Consider the following 25,398-nt stretch of genomic DNA (forward strand, 5'->3'; position numbering starts at 1 on the left):
TGTCATCTGGCGCAGCATACTTTCCATTTCGGTAGCGGGAAATACCTGGTCCTGCAACGGCCTGGTAAATGATATAGTCCTTGCGGGGGAGATTCAGTTGCCCGGATAAATTGATACCGAATATTTCTGTGTTTTCTGTTGAGCCGGTTACTGGCCGAAAACGCACAATGCCGGCGAATCCTGACACCTGGATATGGCCCCAGGTGTTCGTATATCGGTATCTCGCGGTGAAGTCCGGTACAAAAGTCTCCATCTTGCCGGGTTGCGCAGGAGCATCTGCATTAATGAGTGGTTCTTCGAGTGCAAGTCCAACATAACTGTGTTTGCCGGTAGTGATTTTATACCTGATCATTCCATGCCGCACAAACGCATACGCGCTGGGTTTTTCGAAATCCAGTGTCGGAGGTATGATATTTTCATCCATGAAATTTGACCAGGTCTGACCAGCTAATAATTTCCCACCAACTTCAAGATAGGCATGACGCAAGCGAAGTCCTCCGCCTGTTCCATAAAAATCACCTTCAACATAGGTGCGCAAATCAGTTTTCCCGGCCGGCGTTCTGAAATCGATGTAAAACCGGGTTTCATTCGCCTGCAGATGGGTATTCGTCCCCTTCGATCCGTCAGTCGGGATTTTGGAAACATCAAAGAAACTGGGAGAATTAATCGGATTGAAATCCTGTATCAGATCAAATTTTACATATCCTCCGACCGTGATCCGGGCATTTGTTTTAGGGATCTTCCACCAACCTGCCGGTATATCTTCTTCATTTTCCTGTGCTGACGATTGTATGTGACCTGTAATCATAAACAAGAAGACCAGTAAATATTTCATAATACATTCATTTGTTCATGAAAACTTTATCAGTTTGAAGTCATATCATCGATAGTCGTTTTTCTGGCATTCAGTGACTGGGTAGGACGATTATTATTTTTGAGCCGAGAAGAAAAAGCGGTTATTTGGTCCGTACTCATTGATATAGGATTTCTTAACACTAACCATTGCACATTTTCAGAGCAAGGGGGTGTGGTGAGTGAACCTATATAATGGTAAGCGAACAATTCTTCTGGAATGTGTATGTTAATGTCTATACTGACGCTGTCATGGGTTCTCTTCTCGCCCGGGGCATTAGGCAAATACTTGATAAGCTCGTCGAAATTGCTATTGTGTTTGCCATCTTTTACCAGCGCGCCAATTACAGCCAGGCTTTCATCATCAGCCTGGTGTACCAGGTGGATCTCCATTGGGAAGTGCTTTCCGTTTACCGTATGTTCGCTGGGCGTATGAAAATGAAATTGTTTAAGATGATAATTTTTGCCTGCGTACGTTATGAAACTTCCATCCTGCGGAGTAACCTGTATCGTATGGCCGTTGTTAATAAGCTCTTCCACGTGTTGGTTATGCGATATTGACAACTTGGTTGTTTTATATTCAACCTTCCATTTCTTCCCCTCACCAGCGGAGCCAGGCGAAAGGTTGACCGGAGACTGGGACTTTCCTGAACCACAAAGTGCATACACAGGTGAAAGGTTTGCCCATCCTCCCGGGCCATTATTTTCGCTGTAACTCCAGTGTACTGGTCTAACCGAGCCGGTGCTGACTTTGGCTGTGCCGCTGTCTTTTGCTGAAGATTCCTTTTCCGGTGCAGGGTTTGAATTACAGGCCAGGACCGATACGAATGCAATTAATTTCGCTGCAAATGAAATTCTGAATGTATTCATGAAGTCTGCATTTTAGGTGCTGAAATTGGCAGTTTACCGGACCAGATCTGATATTTTAAGCCATCTGGTGATTAATTTACAGTTTCCCCTGTCATCGTGATGTTCGAATTACTTTCGCAACTGATCATCGTTTGACCATGGATGTGATAGGGAATCTGACTACTAAAAAATGCTCACCGAAAACAACATGTAAGACAGCGGGATGAAACGATTATTTGCTATTACCAGAATCACTTTACCGGTGCCCTTGCCAGGAGATGATGCACTACTATGCATGGAAAATTTAGCAAGGCTATAAAAGAGTGACTGTCCACCTTTCCAAATACATGCCAATTGATCGAAAGACTGGACCGATTGCCCGTAGTAGATTGATTAAGAGATAAAAAGAATTTACTGAAGTAAGCAGTTGGCCATTTTAGCGACCCTACCTTTTTCACCAGATGTCGAATTTTTACGAAATATCGTAACCGACAAAAACAAATGGCCGGTTTTTACAAAAAGAAAACGGAACGAATGCATGGACACCGATTCACACCAATCTCGAAATAAATGGCATACCTACAGTTTCTGAAACGGTGGGAGGAGCCGTTTTCATTGGATGCGAAAATGGCATTTTTAAATCTACCGGCCGTGATATGGAATCAAGTCGCCAATATTGTTGGTTGGGTGATGAAGGTCGCGGAGTCAACGGACGTGTTAATGTCGACCAGCCAGAAGGGGATATTAAACCAGAAGGGGATATTAAAGAAGTTACGCTGTTATTGACCTTTATTTCCAGTTTGTTCAAGTGCCGCTTTAAAGCCTCTCGCCAATTTTTCGGCTGGCCCAATGCCCCAATAATGCAGGAAGAATATACGCGGCTCTTCATGGACCATATGATTGTGCACAGCAACGACCTCAATTCCGGATTGCACCAACGCCCGTATTACCGGCTCTACTTCGTTTTCTAACATAGCAAAATCGCCTGCGACAGCCGCCTTTTCAGGAGTGCCCTGCCATGCAGCCCAGGTGTTGAATCCCATAAAGCTGCTGACAGGAATTCCATGCTCGCTCAATGAAATATCCGGTCGGCCAATTGTGTACTTATAAACTCCCCTGCTCAGCTCGCCTTTATGACCAATGATACTATCGAGCATTGATATGCTGATGGAATTCGCGACACTGTCAGGTTTCCCGGTACCGGGATCTTTCCCCCTGGACTCCCTGACCTTGTCAAATATTGCTTTAACCTTACCCGCTAAGGCAGGCACATTGCCTTTTCCATCGATGTGCATATACATAACATCAGGACTGTTTCGAACAAAATGATTATGAATAGCAGTGATCCCAAAACCTTGCCTGATTACTTCAGCCTGTACAATTTTAAGATCCGTCTCAGTCACAATGATATCGCCCATAACCATTGCACTGTCGGCACATGGTGTGAATGCCGCCCAGCTTCCCAGGCCCATCGGAGGAATAATTTTAAAACCATCAACAACAACATTGAGGTCATTCTGCGGGACCGTGATCTTATACTCCCCGTTTTTGCCCGCTCCTTTCATGCCGGTGATCTTAGCAATGGCGGCTGTATCAAGTACACTTCCCGGAGGACAAACGACTGCTACACCCGAGCTGTCTTTTCCACGATCTTCAACAGTAGTTTGAGAGTCGTTGCACGATAATGCAATAACAACAGCGAAGCATACCAAATAAAAAGACGAGCTCATAGCAGTAGAATTAGATGTTAAGTATTTAAAGATAAACCCCGGGAACGCCGCAATCAAGATAATTACCTGCTCACGCTGTTCTCAATCTCCAATAAAGTTACATTAGTAAGTAAAGCCAAATTTATTGCAACTGAATCAACCATGGACTGTCCATCCTGCCCGGCAGCTAGAATGCTATCCCAAACTGAAAGCCTATGCCTAATGAAGCCGGATGATCATTACCAAATCTAAACGGCAAAGGCAAAGCCACAAAATAACCACTATTCTTTTTTTTCTTTACAATCTTATTGAGCACCGGAGTGAATCCATATCTTCCACCCGTTTCAAATGCGGCGCGGCCGGCGAAGGTCCAACCTTTTCCCAACGCAACCAGCACGCCGGGATGGAACAGGAAATTGCTCATCTTACTCGTCCCCTTCCCGGCGCGGACAAAGGGCACGAATTCAGCTGAAAAACCAATTTTTGCCGACTTCCATATGTTGATGCCAATGGGCATTCCAACTACATAATAGTCTTTGAAATTCTTTGATGTTTCCTCTTTGGAAAATGTCACTAAGGGGTGAAGAATTCCTGCATAACCGGCTAACTTAGGATAACCCGTTGATGGTTGCTGCGCATTGACGTTAAAAAGAGAGCCACATACACATAAAAAACTAATTACTACTGCCGGCATAAGTCTGTTTGTCATAGAGCCTTGATGTTTTTGCCGGCAATGCTATGCCATTCAAGACTTCCAAAATAGAAGGAAAATGCACTTTTTGTATAGAACTTACTTATTGACAAATTATTTGAAGAATGTTACGACTTTTGCGGAGGTCTTTCATCCGCAAAAATTGTATCCTGCGTTATAGGATACAATTTTTGGTATAGTTTTATCAACGAGTTCCCGGATAACTGTTGAATGGTCCATCCAACCACATCACAGATTTATATTATCTGATCATGCCTTATATTATATTAAATATAGATGCAGAGTCTCTGATCAGGTACGGTGGGATTGCGCTCCTATGTTTACTGGTGTTTTGTTCTGTCGGTTTTTTCTTTTGTTTCTTTTTACCTATTGGTGCTATCTTGTTCGCAGCCGGCATTCTGACTGCAACAGAGAACCTGCTTCCTTCCATACTCACGTTTTGTCTGCTTCTAAGTCTATCCAGTGTCGCGGGCAGCATGGCTGGCTATGTGATCGGCCGCAGCTCAGGGAAGTTTTTTTATAACCGTAAGGATTCCCGGTTATTTCGCAGAAGCTACTTAATCTCTACAGAAGAGTTTTATCAAAAATATGGTAACCTGGCAATGATCGGAAGTTATTTTTTACCTGTGATCCGCTCATTTGCACCCGTATTGTCCGGCATCATTAAGATTAAATTTCAACGATTCCTCATGTTAAATATTATAGGGTCATTGATCTTCATATCAGCGTTTGTGCTGATGGGTTATCTTGTAGGTAGCCTCCCATTCCTGGGTCCCTGGTTAAAATACATCATTGCATTCTTTGTCTTGGCAGTGACAGTTCCGCTCGTCGTGAAGATCATCAGGACGATCAGGAAACCTACAGGAATGGAAGGGGAAGAATAAGCTTAATGTAATTAATGCGGCCGTCCATACGGAGGACCATCAATATTATCGACTTTCCATACTTCGCCTTCAATAGTTATGATGTAAGCAGTGTTATTAATAATTTCAAGTGAAGTTGGAATATTAAGTTTGTCGGCGACTTTTGAAAATGTCTTGTCTGTGTTAACGCTCAGGAGTGAACCGGTATTAGGCAGCGCTGGCGAACCCTCCACCCTGCCACTATAAGCACCTTGCGAAAGCGCAAAAAGTGAATGCCCACGGCCAAATTCCACATCAACGAGCAAAGGCGCGCCGGCAGCAACTTCTGTGACCGTAGAAACCTTACCATGGGATAAAGCAAGAACTTTTCCATCCGCGGGATCGTGGGGCACCGGCCCGGCCTGAGATATGAAGATCATATTATCCCTCACTGCGAGCCCGGTGGGAACAATATTTGGAAATTGGTGCACCACGGTGATCTTACCATCGAGTGTGACCTGCAACACCCTGTTTAAGTGCCCATCATTTACAAGAAATCCACCTCGATAAGTATCAATAGAGTAAGACACTCCGGTTGGAACGTCGATGAAAAAGCCTGTTGGCTGATTCGCCACGTTGAACGCACCAAGGTCTGCAATAACTTTGAAATTGCTTGGGCCATCAATACGATAGATTCCGTTAACCTGCCCGGTTGGAAATGATGCATCATCGACCACGGATACCAGCGCATAGAGTTTACCACCGGTAAAGACAACATCCATAACCCCACCTAAACCAATTTCCGGTATCAAATTAGGTAAGCCAGTGGCGATGATTGTTTTATCGCCGGTTTTCAAATCAATACGATAGATGGCACCGGCCTGCGCGTCAGGAACAAACAAATCATTACCAGGCCCCGTTGCGCTGCCGAAACAAATCCCAAGGCCATCCAGCAGCTTCTTCGGCTTAGAGGGTTCGTTCATGTCTTTGTCTTTATGACATGCAACTAACAAAAACGAAAATGTAATTAAGGCGAATGTCGCCTTGAAAAGTTTTGTGTGCATAATCTTCGTGTTTAGAAGTGAATAATACTATCCATGGGGAAGGATTAGCACAGTTGTTTTATGTATAAATCCGGGCGGAGTACAGGAAGATCCGTAATTCTTTTGTGGATGGAGAGTATGAGGTTTGGATAAGAATGGCGCTTTAACCGACTTTGAAGTTAATAAAATAGAACGATTATCGACATTTTTATCCCGCATTTTTTATTTCGATAGACTCCACTCCTCTTACCTGGAATCACTCCACGTTTATTCGGTCGCTTGCAAACCGGATTTGAGTTAGCGGGACGATATCATGGTTAATAGTCACGCTGCTCTAAAATATTATTATTTTAGAACGACCGTTACAAAATGTTTGTACTTTTACAGGATTTATGGCAAGAAATTTAGAATTTAATGAAGAGGAGGCAATTAAGAAAGCAATGGAAGTTTTTTGGGAAAAAGGTTATACCGGAACTTCTATCCGTGATCTCGCCGCTGCGATGAATATACAGGTAAGCAGTATATACAACACAATAGGTGACAAGCATCAACTATTCCTGAGATGCATACGCAGTTATACACAGGCCAGGGCCCAGGATGCGCAGGTGCGGGCAAGCAAAATCAAATCGCCTAGGAAAGCAATTCACAAATTTATAAACGATGCTGTCGATGCAATTTTGTATGGTGCTAATAGTTGCTTAGCCATTAAGACAACGTTTGAAGTTGCTGCAACAGACCCCGATCTGCAAGCCATTCTCCGGGAAGACAGTGATTTCACGCATAATTTTCTATCCGGCCTTATCAATAAGGCAATTGAATTGAACGAATTGGATGCCGGTACTGATCCAGAAACTCTGACCGATTTTATCATCAGCAATTTCACTGGTTGGCATGAGTCTTACATCATACACAAAGACCCGATCAGGATCAAAAGAATGGCCAAATACCTGATCGCTCAGATTTCTAATTAATATAATTACTCATTAAGAACCATTGGTCAAACGGAATTTTAATCACCACTTATTTTGTAACATTTGTTCTAAAATAAATATCAAAACCAGGCTATGTGGAGTATAGCCGATAAATAGAAATAAAATGGCGAAAGAATTGACTTTAACGGAAGTAATAACCCGGTCCAGGCAGATCAGAAAAATTTACCATGAACTGGAACTGGCCCATCATGGCAGTAATTGGAGTATTGAAGAAGATGCCCTTGCTTTCCTGACGGATGCAGCATTAGTGGGTAGGCTCACGATGTCACAGCAACAAAGGTGGCCCAAAGAAGGAGACACCGATAAAGAGCTGACTCATAAATTGGGCGAGAGCATCTGGTGGCTGATCACGCTCGCAGACCGGATGGATATCGATATTACTACTGCGCTCGAGGCCTTCCTGAGCAAAACAGAAAAGCTTTTAAAAAAATAACATGATAGACGTAAAAGATCCTCAACAAGAAAATGCTATACATTTCTTATTGTTGCCTCGTAATTTTAGGATTTTTGGGTACTTTTTGTTATTTTTTAAAATCAGTTTTGACAGATTAGTTTGTTTTTTCTGATACCGGATCACTAACCTCCAGCTTTTTATTTCGTACCGATACATCCGCCAGTTCCACAGCCTGCTGGTGCCGACCGGCTATTCGCTTTTCAGCTTTACCTACCCATGGCTTCAGAACCGCATAGATCAAAATAGCCGAAACTACAGCCCACATGAATCCAACTGCCGGAACCATTATCGCCGTGTAGATCATGATCGCGATATGAAATTTATTTAAGGTTAGAATCTCTTTGATCTCTTTGACCTTTATCATTCCGTATGCTACATACATAAGAATACCTCCAACGCAGGCCATAGGCACATGTTCAAGATACACAGCGAGGTAAGCGGCCAGCAAAAGTTTGAATACAAATTTGGCTATACCTGCCAGGGGTGAGATCGCACCAAGCCTTATGTTAACTGCAGTACGTGCCAGGGCACCAGTATGAGGAAACCCATTGAACAGCGGTGTAATAATATTGACCAAACCCTGGCCCCACAACTCTTTATCAGGATTGAAAGGAAGACCCTTGTTATTCGCAAGCCGGTCTGCCATGCGGGAGCACAACAGGCTTTCAATAGAAGCTACCAGGAAAACGGCAATCACGTAATAGATCATATCTCCGACCACACCCATTGTTAGTTCAGGTAATGCAGGGGTCGTGAATACAAGAAAGTCGGTTGGTATTGAACCATACTCATCCTTAATGGTGACCAGGTTCTTATCAGACCAAGCAGTGCTGGCCATCAATAAACCAAATCCAAGTGCGATTAAAGGAGCGGGAATAAACGGCGAAAGCTTTAGCAACGTTTTACAAAGAACAAAAGTTATTACAGCAAGTATTAATGCGTAAATATTCATGTCACTGATGTGAAGAAGGATTCGTGGCACCTGTTCCGTAATATTGTATCCAAGATCGTGGGGGATTCCCAACACGTCTCCTATCTGAGAGAAAGCAATGACTACGGCTATTCCTATTGTAAATCCGACAACAATTGAGTGCGGTACCAGCGTAATTACCCTGCCAAGCTTCGATACTCCGCACAGCATCAGAAGTACCCCTGCGATAATAGAAACCAGCACTAAAAAACTGTGATTGTATGTGGCCATAAGTCCGCCAATTACCGGGATAAAAGCCGCTGTCGGGCCATATACCTGGTATTTTGAACCACCGAATAAAGCACCAATTAATCCGGCGACGGCTCCGCCTACTATACCCTGTTCCGGGCGGAGTCCGGAAGCCATTGCAAAGCCCATTGCCAGTGGGATAGCGACCATTGCTACCACTAACCCTGCTGTTAAATCACGCACTACGTTAAGCCTCCAGTTTCCTTTTTTCAGATCTTCATAACGTCCATCGAAGGGCGTAACGAAAAACAGCAATCTTTTCTTTAAAGACATTTCATTCTGATTCATAAAAATCTTTTTTGAGTTTGTCCAGGTAGTATAGGACATACGCCATATCAGCTATATCAGCTTTACCTGGAACATCGGTCGGATACATTACAAATGACCAGCTGTTACCTTTAGCCGTAGGCATACGCTATTACCAGCCCGGTAAATTCGATTAAAACACAAAAAGGATTCGGGCTGATTAAGAAGCCCTGGGAGGTGGTGTTTCAGTTTCCAGCCTAATCTGAAGAAAAATTGAATGCTGGCAATTATAGTGCTGGCGGGATAGGTTGGAAAAATACAGGTTTGCCAGGCGATGAAATAGTTTTTCTTTGGAATTGTCTTCATCTTCTCCCTGGTCTACAAGAGACTCAGATGCTGTATTAGCATTGATATCATTTTCTTCAAGAAAGTACCAGGCAGAAGTCTCTTCAGGTCCCAATTCCTGATTTGATATTTTATTCCCGTGATCGGCACCAAATGCGCTGAAATTTATTGTCAAAGCTAACATCGATATGATCAACATTGCTTTCATTCATTTAAAGTTAGAAAATTTTTCAGGTTTAATCTCAGATAAAAGGATAAAACCATGGGCTGGGATAAGCTCATCCGCTTCAAGCAAATCTGGCTTTTGGCTTGGCTACAATTAACCTGTTGTAACGGCAACTTGATAATCAGCACAGTTGCATATAAGCACCTGTGTTTTTTTGACAATACTCAGCATCTCTATTGTCTAAATGGCTTGCCTGGGGACATGCTAATGAAATCAGATGTTATTTTCCCGAAACTGCATTTTGAATCTCACCAGTAATTTGAAAACGACAAAATTCTGAGTTACTTTTCAAAATTATATCTGGCTTATGTGATTGATGGCTATACTGGATTAGTACTGGAGAGTCAAGGCTGCCGGGATTTGCAAAAAGGAAGATAATTTGTCCGTCCAAAAAGAAGTAAAATTTATTTCTCCCGGGAAACATATTGAAATTCAGGTAATGCCAGGCCCATTTTGAGATCAGGGTGATATTACTATCGACAAAAAGTTTGAAATTTTATGAGCGACCAGACTTCTGTCATTAAGGGAAAATTTTTAAACTCGTTAAAACGTGGGACGGGCGAAGCAAATCTAATTAAACAGAACAATCCAAATATTGACTTCTCACCATTAATTATTAAAGGAGCAATTACAAATTATGCTTACGACCAGCAAAGTGAAGGCAGCCGGGCCGGTTATATCTATCAGCTTATTAAAAAGTCTAAGCGAAAAGATAACATTATAACCGCTGTACTAACAAGACTTCAAGTAGAGAAAACCGATTATTGGGGTCTTGACCAGATGTGTGATTTAGCTGTTTTGTTTTTCAAGGGAGGACATGCGGAAGCAAAAACGGCCTTGTATAATCGATTTGAGAAGAACACTGTTGAAGGTTACGAGTTTTGCGGAAAAAGTCAATTAATGGAAATTGATGGCATAAATGGTGTTTTGAAAGTAGCTGAAATGGTTGGCAGGAACATTCTTGAAGAAAATGATTGGGAAGATAGTTACCTTATTGATACTTTTCAGAAAAAGCACAAAGACTTACCAGTTTACGCTGAACTTGCAAAAGCAGGTAAAAAAAATAAATTTATTAAAGCCTATTACGATTCAATACTTAACAATAAGAGGACTTTCTCAAAGAATAAAAAAATTATAAAATTTTCGTACGAGATTGTGAAAGAAAAAATAGAGTCTGGCAAGTTCCGTTTTATTTCAGTTGACAGAGCAAATGACCTTTCAATTCACGATGTTGAAAAATTAGCAACCGAATTATTAACAGAAAAAAACAAGCAAAAACAAGAACTTTATTTGCGGTTCTTTGGTAAAAGAAAATTCCCATTTGATTATCATCCTATACTTAAAATGGCAAGCGGCAAAAATCCGGGAAAAACAAAACTTATTGAATTTTCGGTTGACGCACTAGAATATTTTTCAGGCAAAGACATTAGGGAATTAGCACTGGTAAAATTCAAAACCGAAAAAAATCCTTTCAAATATCTCGGCCTGTTAGTGAGTAATTATAAAAAAGGCGATAATAAACTTCTAAATGAAATTGTAAAAAGGTCTGACAGATATGACTTTGTTCACTCAATTGGATTTGGTTATCTCAACATCTATGAAGCAAACAAAACAAAAGAATGTAAAGAGCCTCTTGAATCAATTTATAAAAGAATGAATTGTGGACTATGCAGAAAAGACGTTGTTAAACTTTTAATCGACAACAATGTTTTACCAGCTTCAATCAGACAAGAAATAAAATTTGACAGTAATGCCGAAGTGCGGAAGCTTTATATATTGACAAACAAAAACCGAAGGTAATATCGGCTTTTATGCTAGTAGCAATGTTTAATTACACTGAAATACAACCTTTTTAACCTGTAAAAGAAACCCGACATAAGTATTTCCTCTTACTATTACATCAACTTTACAACAAATACTTCTTACTACATCACTTTGGCTGCAATTAGTTATTTTGTCGGGCGCTATTTTTATCCGTAACCCTCGATCATGAACCTACACTACAAGCTGATCATCCGTTACTATTCAAGTGATCGTAAAAACCAGGCCTGTATAGCAATCAGACCCTTTATTTTTCTGTTTTTCTTGATTATTAGTATCAAATTATTCGCGCAGCCCGTTATTAGAGATAACAAAGGACGAACAACAATACTTGATCAGGGAACTTGAATTACTGAAAAAAAGGTGGTTAAACAACCGATAACAATTGCAACTCAAGTCTGGGTTATTTCCTAACTTATGTTTTCGATCACAAGTCTTAACAAAGCCAACAGTAACTTTTATGGAACCAGCAATCGTTCGCATCATCAGCGCTGAAATGGTAACTCACAATGTGAGAAGATTCAAAGTGGAAAGACCCGACGGGTTGAATTTTGTTTCAGGACAAGCGGCAGATGTTTCAATTAACACCCCAGAGTTGAAAGATGAAATCCGGCCATTTACCTTCACCGGATTGAATGACTGGGAACATCTGGAATTTACTATAAAGATCTATGCTGATCACAACGGAGTGACCAATCATCTCGGAAAGGTAAATGCAGGAGATGAATTGATTATACACGGCGTTTTTGGTGCCATCAATTATCTTGGCGAAGGTGTGTTCATTGCGGGTGGCGCAGGTGTTACTCCCTACATTTCTATTTTCCGCCAACTGAAAAAAGAAAATAAGATCGGAAATAACATGTTGATCTTTTCCAACAGAACTTCCAAAGATATTATTCTAAAGGATGAATTTACAGAGATGCTGGGTGAACGTTTTATCAACACATTGACAGAAGAAAAAAGTAATCAATTTGAACACCGAAGAGTTGACAGTCAATACCTCAGTGAAAAGATTAAAGATTTTTCACAATACTTTTATATCTGCGGGCCTGATCCGATGATTGAAGCAATTAAGAAAAATTTACTTTCCCTGGGTGCAGATGAAAAAAAAATCATCATCGAGGAATTTTAGAAATATTTTTAGGCTTGACCTTTTATAGAATTCTGGAAATTCCATCGCTGCATGGCTGGAGGTAAAGCGTATACCACAATGACATAATTGTTTATACAGGATTCATTGAGAACGATATGGGAACGCCGGTACCAGCAGCTACTCAAAAAAAGGTAGAAACACCCTTTTTAAAATGAAATATTCTCTACAATTTTATAATCAAACCATAATTGATTTTAATCTGCTTCTTAATCTTCCTTCTAGCACCCCTATTCCATACCACATGATTGCATATTAATCGTTGCCTACTCCTTTATTGGCAGATTGATAGCCGACAAAATTGTTATCCTTGATCAACCATCCGCCTCACCGCCAGGCATGTAAATGCTCAAAGTCTTGATGCCGAAATGTCAAAAAGCTGTTCATAAACTTCAGGTATAATATTATCAACCGCAGAAGCATACCTTATAAAACGATTGAAATAAGTAAAAACCAAACGCTACTTCTTATGGCATTTCATTAAGCTATAAAATATAGTAATGGGTTGACCTGGACTACCCCCTCCAAAGTCGGTTTTGCAGAAAGGCGACACCAAATAAACAAGTATGCACAGGGATGCCGAAAACTGATAAGAGTAGGCGCTCTTCCATATTACTTTACTTTAAAACCTACCAAAACATGGCAAAGGCAAAAAGAACAAAGACAGCACGCCCCCGCGTAAATCAAGCCAAAGAAGATATCCCGGATTCAAATGATGGGTCAATGCCGGACACCAATTTTCAAAATATTAATCCCGGCCTACCTCCATCGGGTACATCTAAAGATTCGGGTCAGCCCCTCACAACAGGCAGGTATATTGTTATCTTAAAAGATCGGGCCGAAGGTGCCAGGTCTATAAAAGCCAGTCTTAAAAATACTGCCGGATTGAAAGACATAGCCTCATCATCCGATTATGAAGACGGTACCATCTCCTCAGAAGACCTTGCCTCTGGCAAATCAGCCTATTTTGAAAAGCTGGGTATCATGGTCATATCAGAGGGTGAAGCGTTGGAGGCTCTATCTTCATTAGCCTCAGATGAGGACAGCAATATTCTGGCAGTTGAGCCGGAATATATTGCCTACTTATCAACCGCTGAAGATTTTCCTTACGAGTACCTGAAAGGATACCGGGATGGTGTAAACCAACTGTATGAAAACATTATGGCGAAAGGTGGTTCAGGCGGCCCTGGTTCTGAAGATGCATCGCTTCAGGCAATATTTAACGATACCGCGCAGTTCACCTGGGGCTTGCAGGCTACACGTGTACATTCATCTACCCGCAGCGGTGCAGGTATAAAAGTAGCGGTGCTTGATACAGGCATTGACCTTCGACATCCTGATTTTGCCGGCAGGCCAATTACTACCCGCTCGTTTAGCGGGTTCCCGGTAAATGATATTCATGGTCATGGAACCCATTGCATTGGTACGGCTTGCGGGGCTAAGCTGCCGGCGAGCGGTGTACGGCGTTATGGTGTTGCATATGGTGCACAAATATTTGCAGGAAAAATATTTAACAATAACCCTAATCCCTCGGCCCCAACCAGTAACACTATAGCAGGTATAGAATGGGCTATGCAAAATGGTTGCAGAATAGTTTCCTTATCAATTGGCGCAGCTATTAACCAACAGGTAGCACAATACAACGTGCCTATACAACGGGCTTTGAATGCCGGTACCCTGGTAATAGCAGCAGCAGGCAATAATGCCAGCCGTTCAACAGGTAATATGGGATTTGTAGAGTCACCAGCCAATTCAGATGCTGCTATGGCCGTGGCTGCTATTGATAACAATTTAAGGATTGCTGATTTTTCGGCACGCAGCAGTCTCGTTACCGGTATTGGCGGCAGGGTCAATATCGCTGGTCCCGGCGTAAGTGTTTTTTCAAGCGTACCTGTTAACAAAGGAAGGCACGCATTTTTTAATGGTACGAGCATGGCCACACCGCATGTTGCCGGTATTGCCGCCCTCTGGAGCCAGGCAACCGGATTAACAGGAGCCGCATTATGGAACAAGCTTTTACAGACAACAAGGCCGGTGAATATTCCTTCATCCGATGTGGGTTCAGGCTTAGCGCAGGCTCCTCAATAAAAAGTAAAATTTATCTCTTGCCAGTTAATACTTTTCAGTTAGTCTTTGCCAAACATTTTTCAGCATTGAATATCATATATCCAGGCTAAATTTTATGTAGATTTAATCAAAATCGGTATATGAACAATACAGGTAAAAACCTAATCAAGGTTATCATAACTGTAACTGACGAAGCGCTGCCCAACATAAAAAAAATTGCCGATAAAATAGGTAAAAAAGGATTTAAGGTAGATAAGGTTATGCCAATGACGGGAGTAATTGTTGGTACATGCGTTGAGACTAAAATGCAGGATTTAAAAGGTGAGGATGGAGTGTTGAGTGTAGAAAAGGAAATAATTATCGAATTACCGCCATCTGATGATTTGTTGCAATAACAAGGCGTTACTACCCGACAGTAAAAATGGCTGAGCAGAATTGCTTAGCCATTTTTTTTGCATGGGAAAAACATATAATCATCTTTAATCCATCTGGGATACAGCTAAGAGAATAACTTAAGAAAAGATTGATAATCGTTATCGAACTTATTGGAAATACGTCAAAAAAAAAATAGAATAAAGGGCGATCTTTAGGGGAAATAAACAGATCATGAATGGCAAATATTTTATTAAAAATTTTACCACAGAAAGTGGGCTGATGGAGTTTTTAAACGGTCAAAGTATACCACCTCCCCACATAGTCTCAATTATGTATAACAGCATGAATATGAGATTTTACCTGGTATATTTCATTGATTCTGCTGAGTAAGGTCTGTAATTGAATTTTAACAAGACAGAACCTGCAGGCGCGGCTTCGATTATAAGTCAATTATGGTAAAAATCGAAGTGCTTTAGATCTTAAAACCCCAGGGGAGATCTAACAATGGCAGTTGGCAGGAAGGCGAATCGGATGGCTGCAATCATCCTTAAAGTAGCTAATTATATTCAACAAATTAATAACCGAGGGAAAAGTATTGTTTGCAAGTAGATCCGAAGTTACTGCCTTGTTGTCAAAGGATTTCTTAAAATTAGTTTGCACAGATATACTGATAGCAACACCGATAGCCTTGTGGGTAATGAATACATGGCTTCAGGCATATACTTATAGAATAGAAATCGGCACCGTAAAGAATACATGCCATCTTTTTATCGATGGCATGTACCAGAGATGTAGTCGTAAGATTTACAAGCCATTCAACCAGGGAATTAATTCATTTATATTCATCTCAATATTTCGGATTCTGGATATATAGCCCATCTACCAGATTAATCTGGTCCTGTGGAATTGGCAGGTATTCATCACGACCTTTTGTAAAGACAGCTGTTGCCAGATATGGTCGTCTTGTTTTTTCTACAGCGAGGTAACCGTTTAGCGTCTCTGCTGCAATTCCCCATCTTACCAGGTCGTGAAATCTCGGGCTCTCCATCGCAAATTCAAGCCTACGTTCCCACTGCAACGCTTTGCGGGCATTTTCCCTGGTCCATGGTAAATTGACTCCATTATAAGTAGCAATTTTATAGCTGGAAAATCCCTGTCCGGCTTTCGGATGACCAACCGGATAGGTTATCAATGATGTCGATCCGGCAGCACGCTCTCTTATAGAATTAATTATGGGCCTTGCAAGATCCTGCTGTCCGAGCTCAATCAGCGCTTCTGCTTTCATTAACAAAACATCATTGTATTGGAGTATATCCCAATTTTTACCTGTACCTGTAAATGGTCCTGTTTTCCGTATTGATGTTCCCGGCAATTGTATTTCTTTCATGGTTACAAAGTTGCCATAAACGGCAGGAGCTCTTGACCATGACGGTTGCGTGATAAAACCAACATCATATTTGAACGGATGAGAAGGGATTCCTACAGTATGATCGAGTCTCGGGTCAACAGTGTTCACCGGAATTTCGAAATCTGCAGGGTTTTTCATTTCCGTATTGTTGAAGTTTTCATACATGGGAAGCCCGCTCACCTTATCCGTTTTAAACGCATTCACCAGGTTCTGGCTGGCATGGTGGAATGAACAACAGCCGTAAGGTGGAGCCATGCTATAATTCAATCCATGTTCAAAATCCACACGTCCGAATGTTGTTCCGTCGTCAAAGGAATATTGAACTGCAAATATTGATTCTGGATTATTGCTGTTCTCGATTCCATAGAGCCATTTCAGACCGTAGTTGTCTAACAACTTAAAGGCACCGGAATTGATAACCATGTCAGTCAGCATTACCACCTGCTGCAACTTTGTGGCATCAATACTTGTTACCGAATGATCTTCATTCTGAATATAAGCCTGGTACAACTTTACCTTAGCGAGATAAGCAGTTGCCGCATGTTTATATGCTCTGCCCTTTTCGCGTGGCAAAACAGGAAGATTATCTGTAGCAAATTGAAAATCATCACCAATCTTGTCCCATAATTGCGTATTTGAATATTGCCTGTTTGAGATCAGCCTGGCATCATCCTGTGAAACGGTATGATCAATCCACACGGGATATTTAAATATTCTTTTAAGGATAAACATGAAATGTGCACGCAAAAAACGAAGCTCAGCTTGTCGTACTTTCCGGGCATTAGGAATTCCGCTGACTATGTACGCTTGGTCAGTAAACTTATCCAATTGTCTAAGGGCTGAGTTCACCCGGTCGATAGCAGAATACACAACTATCCAGGTATTGTTTGCATAAGTCGCAACTGATGGTGTCACTGTATTATACTGTTCCATGTCATTCAGGTTCGGTTGATCCGCAACCCCGCTCCCCCCTTTGTATGCATCGTCGGATCTCACGCTGCCCCAGACATAGTCACTCACATAGGGACGGTCATAAGTTGAATTCCCAAGCGCTGCATATGCAGCTACAATCAAGTCTTCTGTTTTCTCTACGCTGCTAAGAGATTCTTCTGTCAGTACACCGGTCGGCTGAACATCCAGGAAGCTTTTTTTACAAGAATTGAAAAAAATCATCGATAGCGTTAGCATCACTGCTACGAGTTGTTGGTATGGTTTCATATGAGCGCAATTTTATTTGTTTTAAAATCTCAGGTCCAAACCGAAAGTGAATGTCACAGGTCTCGGATAAATCGAACCCGGGGTTTCAGGATCGGGGCCCGTATAAGCGCGTGATCCTGACTTATTGTAAAAAAGAACAGCGTTGTCCGCGAGGCCATAAAACCGAAGAGAAGTCAATCTCATTTTTTTTGCAAGTCCTGTTGGAATTGTGTAACCGAGCATTATGTTCTGCACTTTGAAATAACTTCCATTCCTGAGCAGGTAATCAGAGCTCCTCGTTTCGCTGTTGGCATTTACAAGCGAAACTGCGGGAATAGCAGAAGTTGGATTCTGCGGTGTCCATGCACTCAATAAGCGATCTCCTTTGTTAACACCGGTTGCGGTTCCCAGGAAATCGGTAAATACAATTGATGCATCGTTGACGGTTACATCCGCCACACCACGCATAAATACGGTCAGGCTAAAATTTTTATAGCTTACCTGTGCATTCAGGCCATATGTCAGGCCGGGCAACTCAGTTCCAAGCCAGTCCTGGTCAAGAGCATTTATTTGTCCATCTCCATTCAGATCTTTATACCTTAGTCTTCCAACACCCTTTCCAGGTTGAGCGGGCGCCTTTGTAACTTCTTCAGCCGTTTGAAATATACCGTCTGTAACATAACCGAAATAGGAAGTTCTGGAACGTCCGAGGATATTTTTTTCAACATTGCCGGCGAAGGATCTGACAACCGATGAAGGAAGGAAAGTTATTTTGTCACGAAATCTTGCAACGTTACCATCCAGGGAATAAGAAAATAAGCCTTTTGTATCATGGTAGCCAAGTGCAAGTTCGAATCCGCTATTATCCATACTCGCACCGTTAACTGTCCGTACCGCACCCTCACCCAGTATGCCAGGAATGGGTGGAGTAACCAGTATATCTTCTGTGTTCCTGGTAAAGTAATCAAACGAGCCTGTTAGTCTTTGTTGCGCAAAACCGAAGTCCAGGCCGACATTTACTTCACTTGTACTCTCCCATCTCAGGTTCGGATTTTCAGTTCTTATCACTACAAAACCAGAAGGCAAAGTACCCGTGTTTGCACCATTAACATCATAAGCAGTGCCCGTGGGTCTCCGTGGATTAGCAGGATCAGTGGTGCCGTAGTTAGGCACATACTGTCTTGATGTTGTATAGTCACCTATCTCCTGGTTGCCAACTTTGCCTGCGCCGGCGCGTAATTTGAGGTTCGAAATAAAGCCTAAATTATCTTTGACAAAGTTTTCATTGCTTATTGTCCATCCAACCGAAACTGCCGGGAATACACCAAACCGGTTGTTGGCACCAAAACGTGATGAACCGTCGTAACGCAATGTGCCTGATAAGAGATATTTATTGTTATAAGAATAATTGACTTTACCAAAATAAGAGAGTAACTGGTTCCCCGTTGTAAAACCTGAATTACCTGCTACTCCTGTACCGGCATTCAACTGAAAATATGGCAATTCCTGTATTGCATATCCTTGTTTCTGAGCAGCAAAGATTTTAGTTGAATTTTTAATCGACTCCATTCCTGCCAGAATATTTATTCTTGATTTTTCAACCGTCAATGCGTAATTGATTGTATTGGACCAGGTCCAGTTAAGCCGGTGGCGCTGGGCTAACTGGAGCTGACTGATAGGCCGGTTCAGAAATCCAATCGAATAACTTCTTTCAATGTTTATATCATAATTATTAGTGTAATCTATTCCAAAGCTCGAGCGGATGATTAGATTCTTGACCGGGGTTAATTCTGCATAAACATTTCCAAACGTTTGGAGGTCATTGTTTACATCATCCCGTTCAAGGTCTGCAAGAAATACAGGATTATGACGATCAGAAAAGCCAGCTCCGATAGGACCGGCAAAGGTTCCATCGAGTTTTCGCACTGGTAAAATTGGCAAAACAATCGTGGCCAGCTGAAGTGTATTCGGACCAGCTGTGGCAATCCTTGTGGTGGCATCCGGGTTCCATCCCGCAGTTGAAAACTGGTCGCCCGGTAGTGGCCGTTCCCTTGCTTTGATGATCTGCAGGTTCTCGCCAATCCTGAGTTTATTATTAAAGAAATTTATGGAATTATTTATCCTCCCGGTATAGCGTTTATATTCATTATTAATAATCAACCCGGTATTACCAAAGTAACCGAAACTTATCAACGTGGAACTTCTTGGCCCCCCGGCTGTGAGTGTTACTGAGTGTTGCGATATAATTGCTGTTTTAAACACTTCGTCCTGCCAGTCAGTGTCAGCAGATGGAATGTTTGGATCATTGTTGATGAATTTCACGGGTATTACTTCATCAAGCACCCGTACTCCGTTTGCCCCGGTATGCTCTACAAAACTATATAAGGCACTGTGCGCATTTGTGGGTGTGCCCCCATTTACAGATGCCTGCCACAGGACCTTCCCATATTCCCGGGTATCCAGCATCTCAAGTCGCCTTTTGTTGTATGCTACAGAAAAGCTTGAATTTACGCTGATACTTACATTGTTTTTTCCCTGTTTGGTGGTAACAATAATTACCCCGTTAGATGCCCGGGAACCATAGATAGAAGATGCCGATGCATCTTTTAATACCTGGACTGATTCAATGGAATTGGGGTCCATGAACTGGAAGATGTTTGGATCTGTTGTTGGCACGCCGTCTATTACATATAAAGGGTTTGTATTACCCAGCGTATTGATACCCCTGATGTTTACAGAACTTGCTGCACCACTTGGAGTGCCGGAGGACCTGATGTAAACACCCGGAACCCTACCCTGGATATTCTGAAGCACACTTCCGGAGGGAATGTCTTTTGCATTTCCCATGTCCACAATGGCTACTGACCCCGTCAGGTCGCCACGCCTCTGCGATTGATAACCTGTAACAACAACCTGGTCCAGCTGTGCTTCACCATCCAGCATTTCTATGATGATATCCTGTGAACTGGTAACCTTTGTGGTTACCGGTCTCATGCCAACATAAGATATATTCAGCTCGTCGCCCGCGGAAGCAATCAGCGAAAACTTACCCAGCGAATCTGTGATTACTGTTCCGGATGCGGAGGTCACGGTTGCACCGGCAACCGGCTCACGCGATGAGTTTTTTATTATCTGCCCAGAGATTCTGTTTTGTGCAAAAGCAATAGTTATGAATAATAACAAGGGCAAAAGAAGGATGATCTTTTTCATATATGCAATCGTTTTTGGTAATGGTTTATTACTGCCTGCCTGATGTTATTTACCCATATCGGAGTTGCTCACAAAAGCAATCCTTTTACTGTCGGGAGACCACGAAGGAGTATTGATCGAACCCTGGCCGCCATATACATAAGCTAATACCTTAGGAGTTCCACCGGTTAAGGGCATATGCCGGATATAGACGTGTTTGTAGGGTGGATGTCTTCCAGGCTCAACTTCCTCTTTAAGAAAAGAAAGAAAAACCATTGACTTGCCATCAGGGGAAATGTGTGCGAACCAGTTATTGAAATCATCTTTTGTGACCTGTTCCTGTTCAGTACCATCCGCCTTCATTCTCCAGATCTGCATAAGACCCGAACGTACCGAGTTAAAATAAATGAACTGGCCATCGGGTGTATATTCCGGTCCATCATCCAGTCCGGGTGCAGTTGTGAGCCTTTCTTCCTTTCCGCCGTTTACCGGCACCCTGTAGATATCGTATTCGTTGTTTCTCGATCCGCAAAACACCAGGCTTTTCCCGTCGGGCGACCAGCCATGTAAGTAAGAAGGCCCTTTGGGTGTAATCTGTTTTGGGGTGCCTCCAGTCGTAGGCACCGTGTATATGATCGAGCCACCGAGATCCTTCACAGCGCTGCTTAATCCAAGTGTTTTGCCATCAAAAGAGAGAACGTGATCATTATTATTATTTTTCACTTCCCCGGTATTCACCAGTTTGGGAGTACGGCGCGCCAGGTCAAAATTATAAATCAGTCCGCCCCCGTTATAGATCAGGCTTTTACCATCGGTTGTCCAGTTCGGAGCCTGGATTGAATTCGGCATGGTATACACCACCTCGCGATCGCCACTGGCTATATCCAATAACTCGAGTTTAGACCCAAGTTTCATGGGAGTAGTATGGTCGGCTTCACCCGGGCCAAAAGGAACGGTGATACTTACATCTTTAAAGACACCGGTTTCCAGTTTGTCTACATTATGAGATCCTACAAAAAGTCCTACATATACTTCATCCCCAAGATCCACATCGCTAACCTGTTCGGTCACAAAGGGCTCACCAAATTTTGCAACCCTCATGGTATACGTTTTGCCCTTTCTTTCCAGCTGGATCACGTCTGCCTTTGTTAGCTTTGATTTGATTTCTTCTGTTTTAGCTCCTGCGGTCCGCCTGTACTGCAGTGATGTGAGTCCATCACCATGCTCTACCGCATTGATATGGGCAGCATTTCCATCCAGGGATTTGCGAACCATCCAACCTACTTTTTTATGTTCTTTTACCCAGCTTCCTACAAATTCAGCACGGGTGTAAAGGATGAAATCACCCTTCATTTTTTTCCAGACAAAGTGGAATTCATCATGGTCGAGCCAAACGTTATAGCCGGCGCCGGAAATAATGTATTGTCTTGTTTCCGGGATAAAAGTTGCTGAACCGGGTTTTACATTAGTTCCTATATCGCCGTGGCCATCGAAGATTCCCAGTTTCTGGCTGTAAGCCGTAGAAGCTACCAGGAGCAGGAAAATAAGTGAAGCGTGCAATCTTAGTTTTTTCTTTAGCATGTTGTTTCAATTGGAGTGTTTCGAGAAGTCATAAAACTAGGTTTATGAACACCAGGAACACTAAAGTGCACTACATCAACACTACATCAGATTCAGGTCAGGAGTCAATACAGGCGTATTATGACTACAACATTCCTACATCACCCGGTTTAGCGGCAGCTTAAAAACAGTATATTCGTTTTCAAATGATTGTAGCCGATGAAAGCACATGTGCGTTTCACCGTGATGTTTATGCTGTGGAATTTGGTTTTCGAAGCTCATGGTCAAACCATTTCAGGCATCCCGAACATCACCAACTTTTCCAAAAACGCTTACAATGCCGGTATTCAGAACTGGGATATAGCTCAGGATAACAACGGTTATATATATTTTGCCAACAACGAAGGAATGTTGAGATTCGACGGAACCTTCTGGATGCTTTACCCCTTCCCGAATAAATTAATAGTCCGGAGCCTTGCAATTGGCCCGGAGAACAGGATCTATGCGGGGGGGCAGAATGATTTCGGGTATTTTTCCCCGGATGAAAACGGAACGCTTCAATTTACTTCGCTCAAAAAATTCCTATCCGCGGCCGATCTTGCTTTTGAATATATCCTTGACATTGTTGTTTCCGGTGATGATGTTTTTTTCAGGGAAAGAGACAGGATATTTCATTTCAACCAGGATAGCGTTAAAGTCTATAAAAATGAAAAGGGATGGCTTTACCTGGGTCTGCATCAACAGTCGGTAATTGCACAGGATGGCCTGAATCAATTATTAACATTCACTGGTTCATCATGGCAGCCGGTGGCAGTTAAACCACTTTTTTCAGGCAATACATTGATTACTGCGGTTATTCCTTATGGAAAGGACAGTTCTCTTATTTTAACCCGAAAGGGCAAGGCCTATGTTTTGACCCATGGCAAGGTTCTCGATTTTCATTTCAAAGGAGATAACCTGGCAGAAAACCTGGTATTGTGTGCCATTGCCATAAATGATGAACAGGTAGCAATCGGAACAGATGTCGGGGGTTGTTATATTATAAATAAGAATGGAGAGGTGGTTCAGCATATCTCCAAAAAAGATGGACTTCAGAATAATACTGTAGTTAGTATTTTCCGGGATAACCGGAAAAATATATGGCTGGGGCTGGATAATGGAATTGATTTTATTGCAACGAGCAATGCTATAAAACAGGTATATGCGGAAAAGTTTGATGAGGGCATTGGGTATAGCTCCATCATACACAATAATGACTTGTATATCGGCACATCGAAAGGGCTGTTTAAAGCACCTGCTTCAGGAAATGTAAAAGACAAAAATACCAACGAGGTTTTCAGGTTTGTAACAAATTCTACCGGTTCTGTCTGGAATCTCACAGAGATTGAAGGAAAGCTGCTGATGGCCAATCATGTCGGCGCATTTGTGATCAGGAAGGACTCTGCAGTACCTCTCAACACCACCATGGGATATTGGGGATTTTTGCCCCTACGCCAAAATGATTCATCAACCGTTATTATTGCCGGTGGCTATAAGGGCCTGGAATTGTATTTGCTTACACAGGGATCCTTCACAAAGCTTTCAACCTTGCCAGGTTTTAAGACTGCAGCCCGTTCAATGGCTATAGACAGCAATCAGTCGGTTTGGATCGGAACCTCTTTTAATGGCATCGTTAAAGTCAGTTTCGACATCAATTTGAACCCGGTCTATAAAACCTACGGCACAAAAAGTGGATTGCCTTCACAACTCCGGAACCGTATTTGCAAGGTAAACGGCCAGATATTTTCGGTGACAGAAAAGGGAATTTATCAGTATAACCAGCAAAAGGATCTGTTTGAAGAATCTGGCTTGTACAATGGTTTCTTCAGAGGAAGAGATATCAGGCTTATAAAAAGCGACGACCGCGGAAATGTCTGGTTTATTGAGGGCAAAAATATTGGCTTCCTCAACATCAAAGACAAAATAAATAATCCACTTTATTTTCCTGAGCTCGACGGTAAGATAGTGTCAGGGAACTCACTTGAATTTATTTATCCTTACAAGCCCTATAACGTGTTCGTAGGGTCACAAAAAGGATTCTACCAGATAAATTACGAGGAATATAAAAAGAATAACAGCGTACCACAGGTCAAAATCATTGCTGTGAAAGCTATAGACAAAACTGATTCTTTATTGTTCGGAGGATACAAATCAAGTAATACTGACAGTATTGCGCAAACAAGCGTTGTAAGGATAAACAGCTCGTTGAACTCTTTTCATTTTGAATACAGCTCACCCTCATACAGCCATCAATTGAGCATCCAATATAGTTTTCAGCTGGATGGATTTGATAATGACTGGTCTGCCTGGAGTGCGAATACTCAAAAAGACTACACCAATTTGCCTCCCGGAACTTATATATTCAGAGTAAAAGCAAAAACAAGCCTCGGAGAAAAGGCCACCGCCGATTCCTTTAAGTTTACAGTTCAGCCACCGTGGTACAGGACCTGGTGGGCTTATTTAATTTACCTGGTCATTTTTATTTGCCTGGTTTACCTGCTTTACAAAGAGAAACACCGGGTACTCTCACAGCAGCAAAAGAAGCATGAGGAAGAACAGCAGAAGATTCAGTATTTGCACAAACTGGAAATGGAAATTTCTGAAAAGGAAATTGTGGCATTAAGAAATGAAAAACTTAAGGCGGAACTGGAAGGAAAAAATTCAGAGCTTGCCTCCCTCGCAATGCAGATGGTTCATAAAGGAGAAGTTTTATCAAAAGTAAAAGATGAGCTTGTTCGCCTGAAGAAGGTTTCTGACGAAGATGGAAGCGGTGATAGTGTCAGGAAGTTAATCAGGGCATTAAAAGACGAAGACAAGATGGATGAAGACTGGAAAAACTTTGCCACGCACTTCGATACCATCCACAGCGATTTCACTAAGAGCCTGAAACTACTTTATCCGAACATAACTCATAATGAAATAAAATTGTCAACCTATCTCCATATGAATCTGAGCAGTAAGGAGATTTCTCAGCTCCTGAACATTTCGGTTCGAGGTGTTGAAATAAGCAGGTACCGGCTGAGAAAAAAGCTGCAACTTTCCAGTGATATGAACCTGAATGATTTTTTTAAAAACTTTTCCTCGCAGAAACAGGGAGGCTAAA

The 25,398-nt window shown here is 42.1% G+C and carries 18 protein-coding genes; 8 read left to right on the plus strand and 10 right to left on the minus strand.

All coding sequences use genetic code 11. From position 1 onward, the window contains the following. The 4 genes from ACX0G7_RS19750 to ACX0G7_RS19765 form a co-directional block, all read right to left on the minus strand. Positions 1-835 (minus strand): DcaP family trimeric outer membrane transporter (locus ACX0G7_RS19750; RefSeq protein WP_458925249.1); only part of this gene is annotated, 835 nt, incomplete at its 3' end. Between the two features lie 29 nt (positions 836-864). After that, positions 865-1,722 carry a carbonic anhydrase gene (locus ACX0G7_RS19755; protein ID WP_458925250.1) on the minus strand — a complete coding sequence of 286 codons (858 nt, stop codon included), beginning with the start codon at positions 1,720-1,722 and terminating at the stop codon, positions 865-867. Positions 1,723-2,480: 758 nt separating this feature from the next. Then, positions 2,481-3,431, minus strand: coding sequence for a DUF1259 domain-containing protein (locus ACX0G7_RS19760; protein ID WP_458925251.1), 951 nt, complete (start codon positions 3,429-3,431; stop codon positions 2,481-2,483). A 166-nt stretch (positions 3,432-3,597) separates the two neighbouring features. Beyond that, the gene (locus ACX0G7_RS19765; RefSeq protein WP_458925252.1) at positions 3,598-4,119 is read right to left on the minus strand and encodes a hypothetical protein; all 522 of its coding nucleotides are present in this window, start codon (positions 4,117-4,119) and stop codon (positions 3,598-3,600) included. A gap of 254 nt (positions 4,120-4,373) precedes the next feature. Here ACX0G7_RS19765 and ACX0G7_RS19770 point away from each other — a divergent pair, with 254 nt between their 5' ends. Further along, positions 4,374-5,006 (plus strand): DedA family protein, encoded by a 633-nt coding sequence (locus tag ACX0G7_RS19770; RefSeq protein WP_458925253.1) that lies wholly within the window; start codon positions 4,374-4,376, stop codon positions 5,004-5,006. A gap of 11 nt (positions 5,007-5,017) precedes the next feature. On the opposite strand, the gene ACX0G7_RS19775 is transcribed toward ACX0G7_RS19770, so the two are convergent. Further along, positions 5,018-6,028, minus strand: coding sequence for a ScyD/ScyE family protein (locus tag ACX0G7_RS19775; protein WP_458925254.1), 1,011 nt, complete (start codon positions 6,026-6,028; stop codon positions 5,018-5,020). 371 nt (positions 6,029-6,399) lie between these two features. On the opposite strand from ACX0G7_RS19775, the gene ACX0G7_RS19780 reads away from it, so the two are divergent. Both ACX0G7_RS19780 and ACX0G7_RS19785 read left to right on the plus strand, forming a co-directional pair. Next, complete coding sequence (locus ACX0G7_RS19780; protein ID WP_458925255.1) at positions 6,400-6,978, plus strand: TetR/AcrR family transcriptional regulator; 579 nt, start codon at positions 6,400-6,402, stop codon at positions 6,976-6,978. A 124-nt stretch (positions 6,979-7,102) separates the two neighbouring features. Further along, positions 7,103-7,432: a hypothetical protein gene (locus tag ACX0G7_RS19785; protein WP_458925256.1), complete on the plus strand. Its 330-nt coding sequence runs from the start codon at positions 7,103-7,105 to the stop codon at positions 7,430-7,432. A gap of 115 nt (positions 7,433-7,547) precedes the next feature. On the opposite strand, the gene ACX0G7_RS19790 is transcribed toward ACX0G7_RS19785, so the two are convergent. Beyond that, entirely contained in the window at positions 7,548-8,960 is a 1,413-nt protein-coding gene (locus tag ACX0G7_RS19790; protein WP_458925257.1) for a SulP family inorganic anion transporter, read from the minus strand. Positions 8,961-9,138: 178 nt separating this feature from the next. Beyond that, entirely contained in the window at positions 9,139-9,471 is a 333-nt protein-coding gene (locus ACX0G7_RS19795; protein ID WP_458925258.1) for a hypothetical protein, read from the minus strand. A gap of 516 nt (positions 9,472-9,987) precedes the next feature. Between ACX0G7_RS19795 and ACX0G7_RS19800 the strand changes: the two genes are divergently transcribed. From ACX0G7_RS19800 to ACX0G7_RS19815, 4 genes are all read left to right on the plus strand, one after another. Next, positions 9,988-11,289 carry a hypothetical protein gene (locus ACX0G7_RS19800; RefSeq protein WP_458925259.1) on the plus strand — a complete coding sequence of 434 codons (1,302 nt, stop codon included), beginning with the start codon at positions 9,988-9,990 and terminating at the stop codon, positions 11,287-11,289. A gap of 481 nt (positions 11,290-11,770) precedes the next feature. After that, positions 11,771-12,442 carry an FAD-binding oxidoreductase gene (locus ACX0G7_RS19805; RefSeq protein ID WP_458925260.1) on the plus strand — a complete coding sequence of 224 codons (672 nt, stop codon included), beginning with the start codon at positions 11,771-11,773 and terminating at the stop codon, positions 12,440-12,442. 657 nt (positions 12,443-13,099) lie between these two features. Next, positions 13,100-14,548: a S8 family serine peptidase gene (locus ACX0G7_RS19810; RefSeq protein ID WP_458925261.1), complete on the plus strand. Its 1,449-nt coding sequence runs from the start codon at positions 13,100-13,102 to the stop codon at positions 14,546-14,548. Between the two features lie 119 nt (positions 14,549-14,667). After that, positions 14,668-14,922 (plus strand): hypothetical protein, encoded by a 255-nt coding sequence (locus tag ACX0G7_RS19815; protein WP_458925262.1) that lies wholly within the window; start codon positions 14,668-14,670, stop codon positions 14,920-14,922. An 827-nt stretch (positions 14,923-15,749) separates the two neighbouring features. Here ACX0G7_RS19815 and ACX0G7_RS19820 read toward each other — a convergent pair. The 3 genes from ACX0G7_RS19820 to ACX0G7_RS19830 are packed head-to-tail and all read right to left on the minus strand — an operon-like array spanning position 15,750 to position 22,277. Then, complete coding sequence (locus tag ACX0G7_RS19820) at positions 15,750-17,528, minus strand: RagB/SusD family nutrient uptake outer membrane protein (RefSeq protein WP_458925263.1); 1,779 nt, start codon at positions 17,526-17,528, stop codon at positions 15,750-15,752. A gap of 21 nt (positions 17,529-17,549) precedes the next feature. Beyond that, the gene (locus ACX0G7_RS19825) at positions 17,550-20,717 is read right to left on the minus strand and encodes a SusC/RagA family TonB-linked outer membrane protein (RefSeq protein ID WP_458925264.1); all 3,168 of its coding nucleotides are present in this window, start codon (positions 20,715-20,717) and stop codon (positions 17,550-17,552) included. Between the two features lie 45 nt (positions 20,718-20,762). Continuing rightward, a complete protein-coding gene (locus ACX0G7_RS19830; RefSeq protein ID WP_458925265.1) occupies positions 20,763-22,277 on the minus strand; it encodes a TolB family protein in 1,515 nt (504 codons plus the stop codon). Between the two features lie 198 nt (positions 22,278-22,475). On the opposite strand from ACX0G7_RS19830, the gene ACX0G7_RS19835 reads away from it, so the two are divergent. Continuing rightward, the gene (locus ACX0G7_RS19835) at positions 22,476-25,397 is read left to right on the plus strand and encodes a ligand-binding sensor domain-containing protein (protein ID WP_458925266.1); all 2,922 of its coding nucleotides are present in this window, start codon (positions 22,476-22,478) and stop codon (positions 25,395-25,397) included. Position 25,398 lies beyond the last annotated feature (1 nt).

It is taken from the genome of Flavitalea antarctica, from assembly GCF_054461535.1.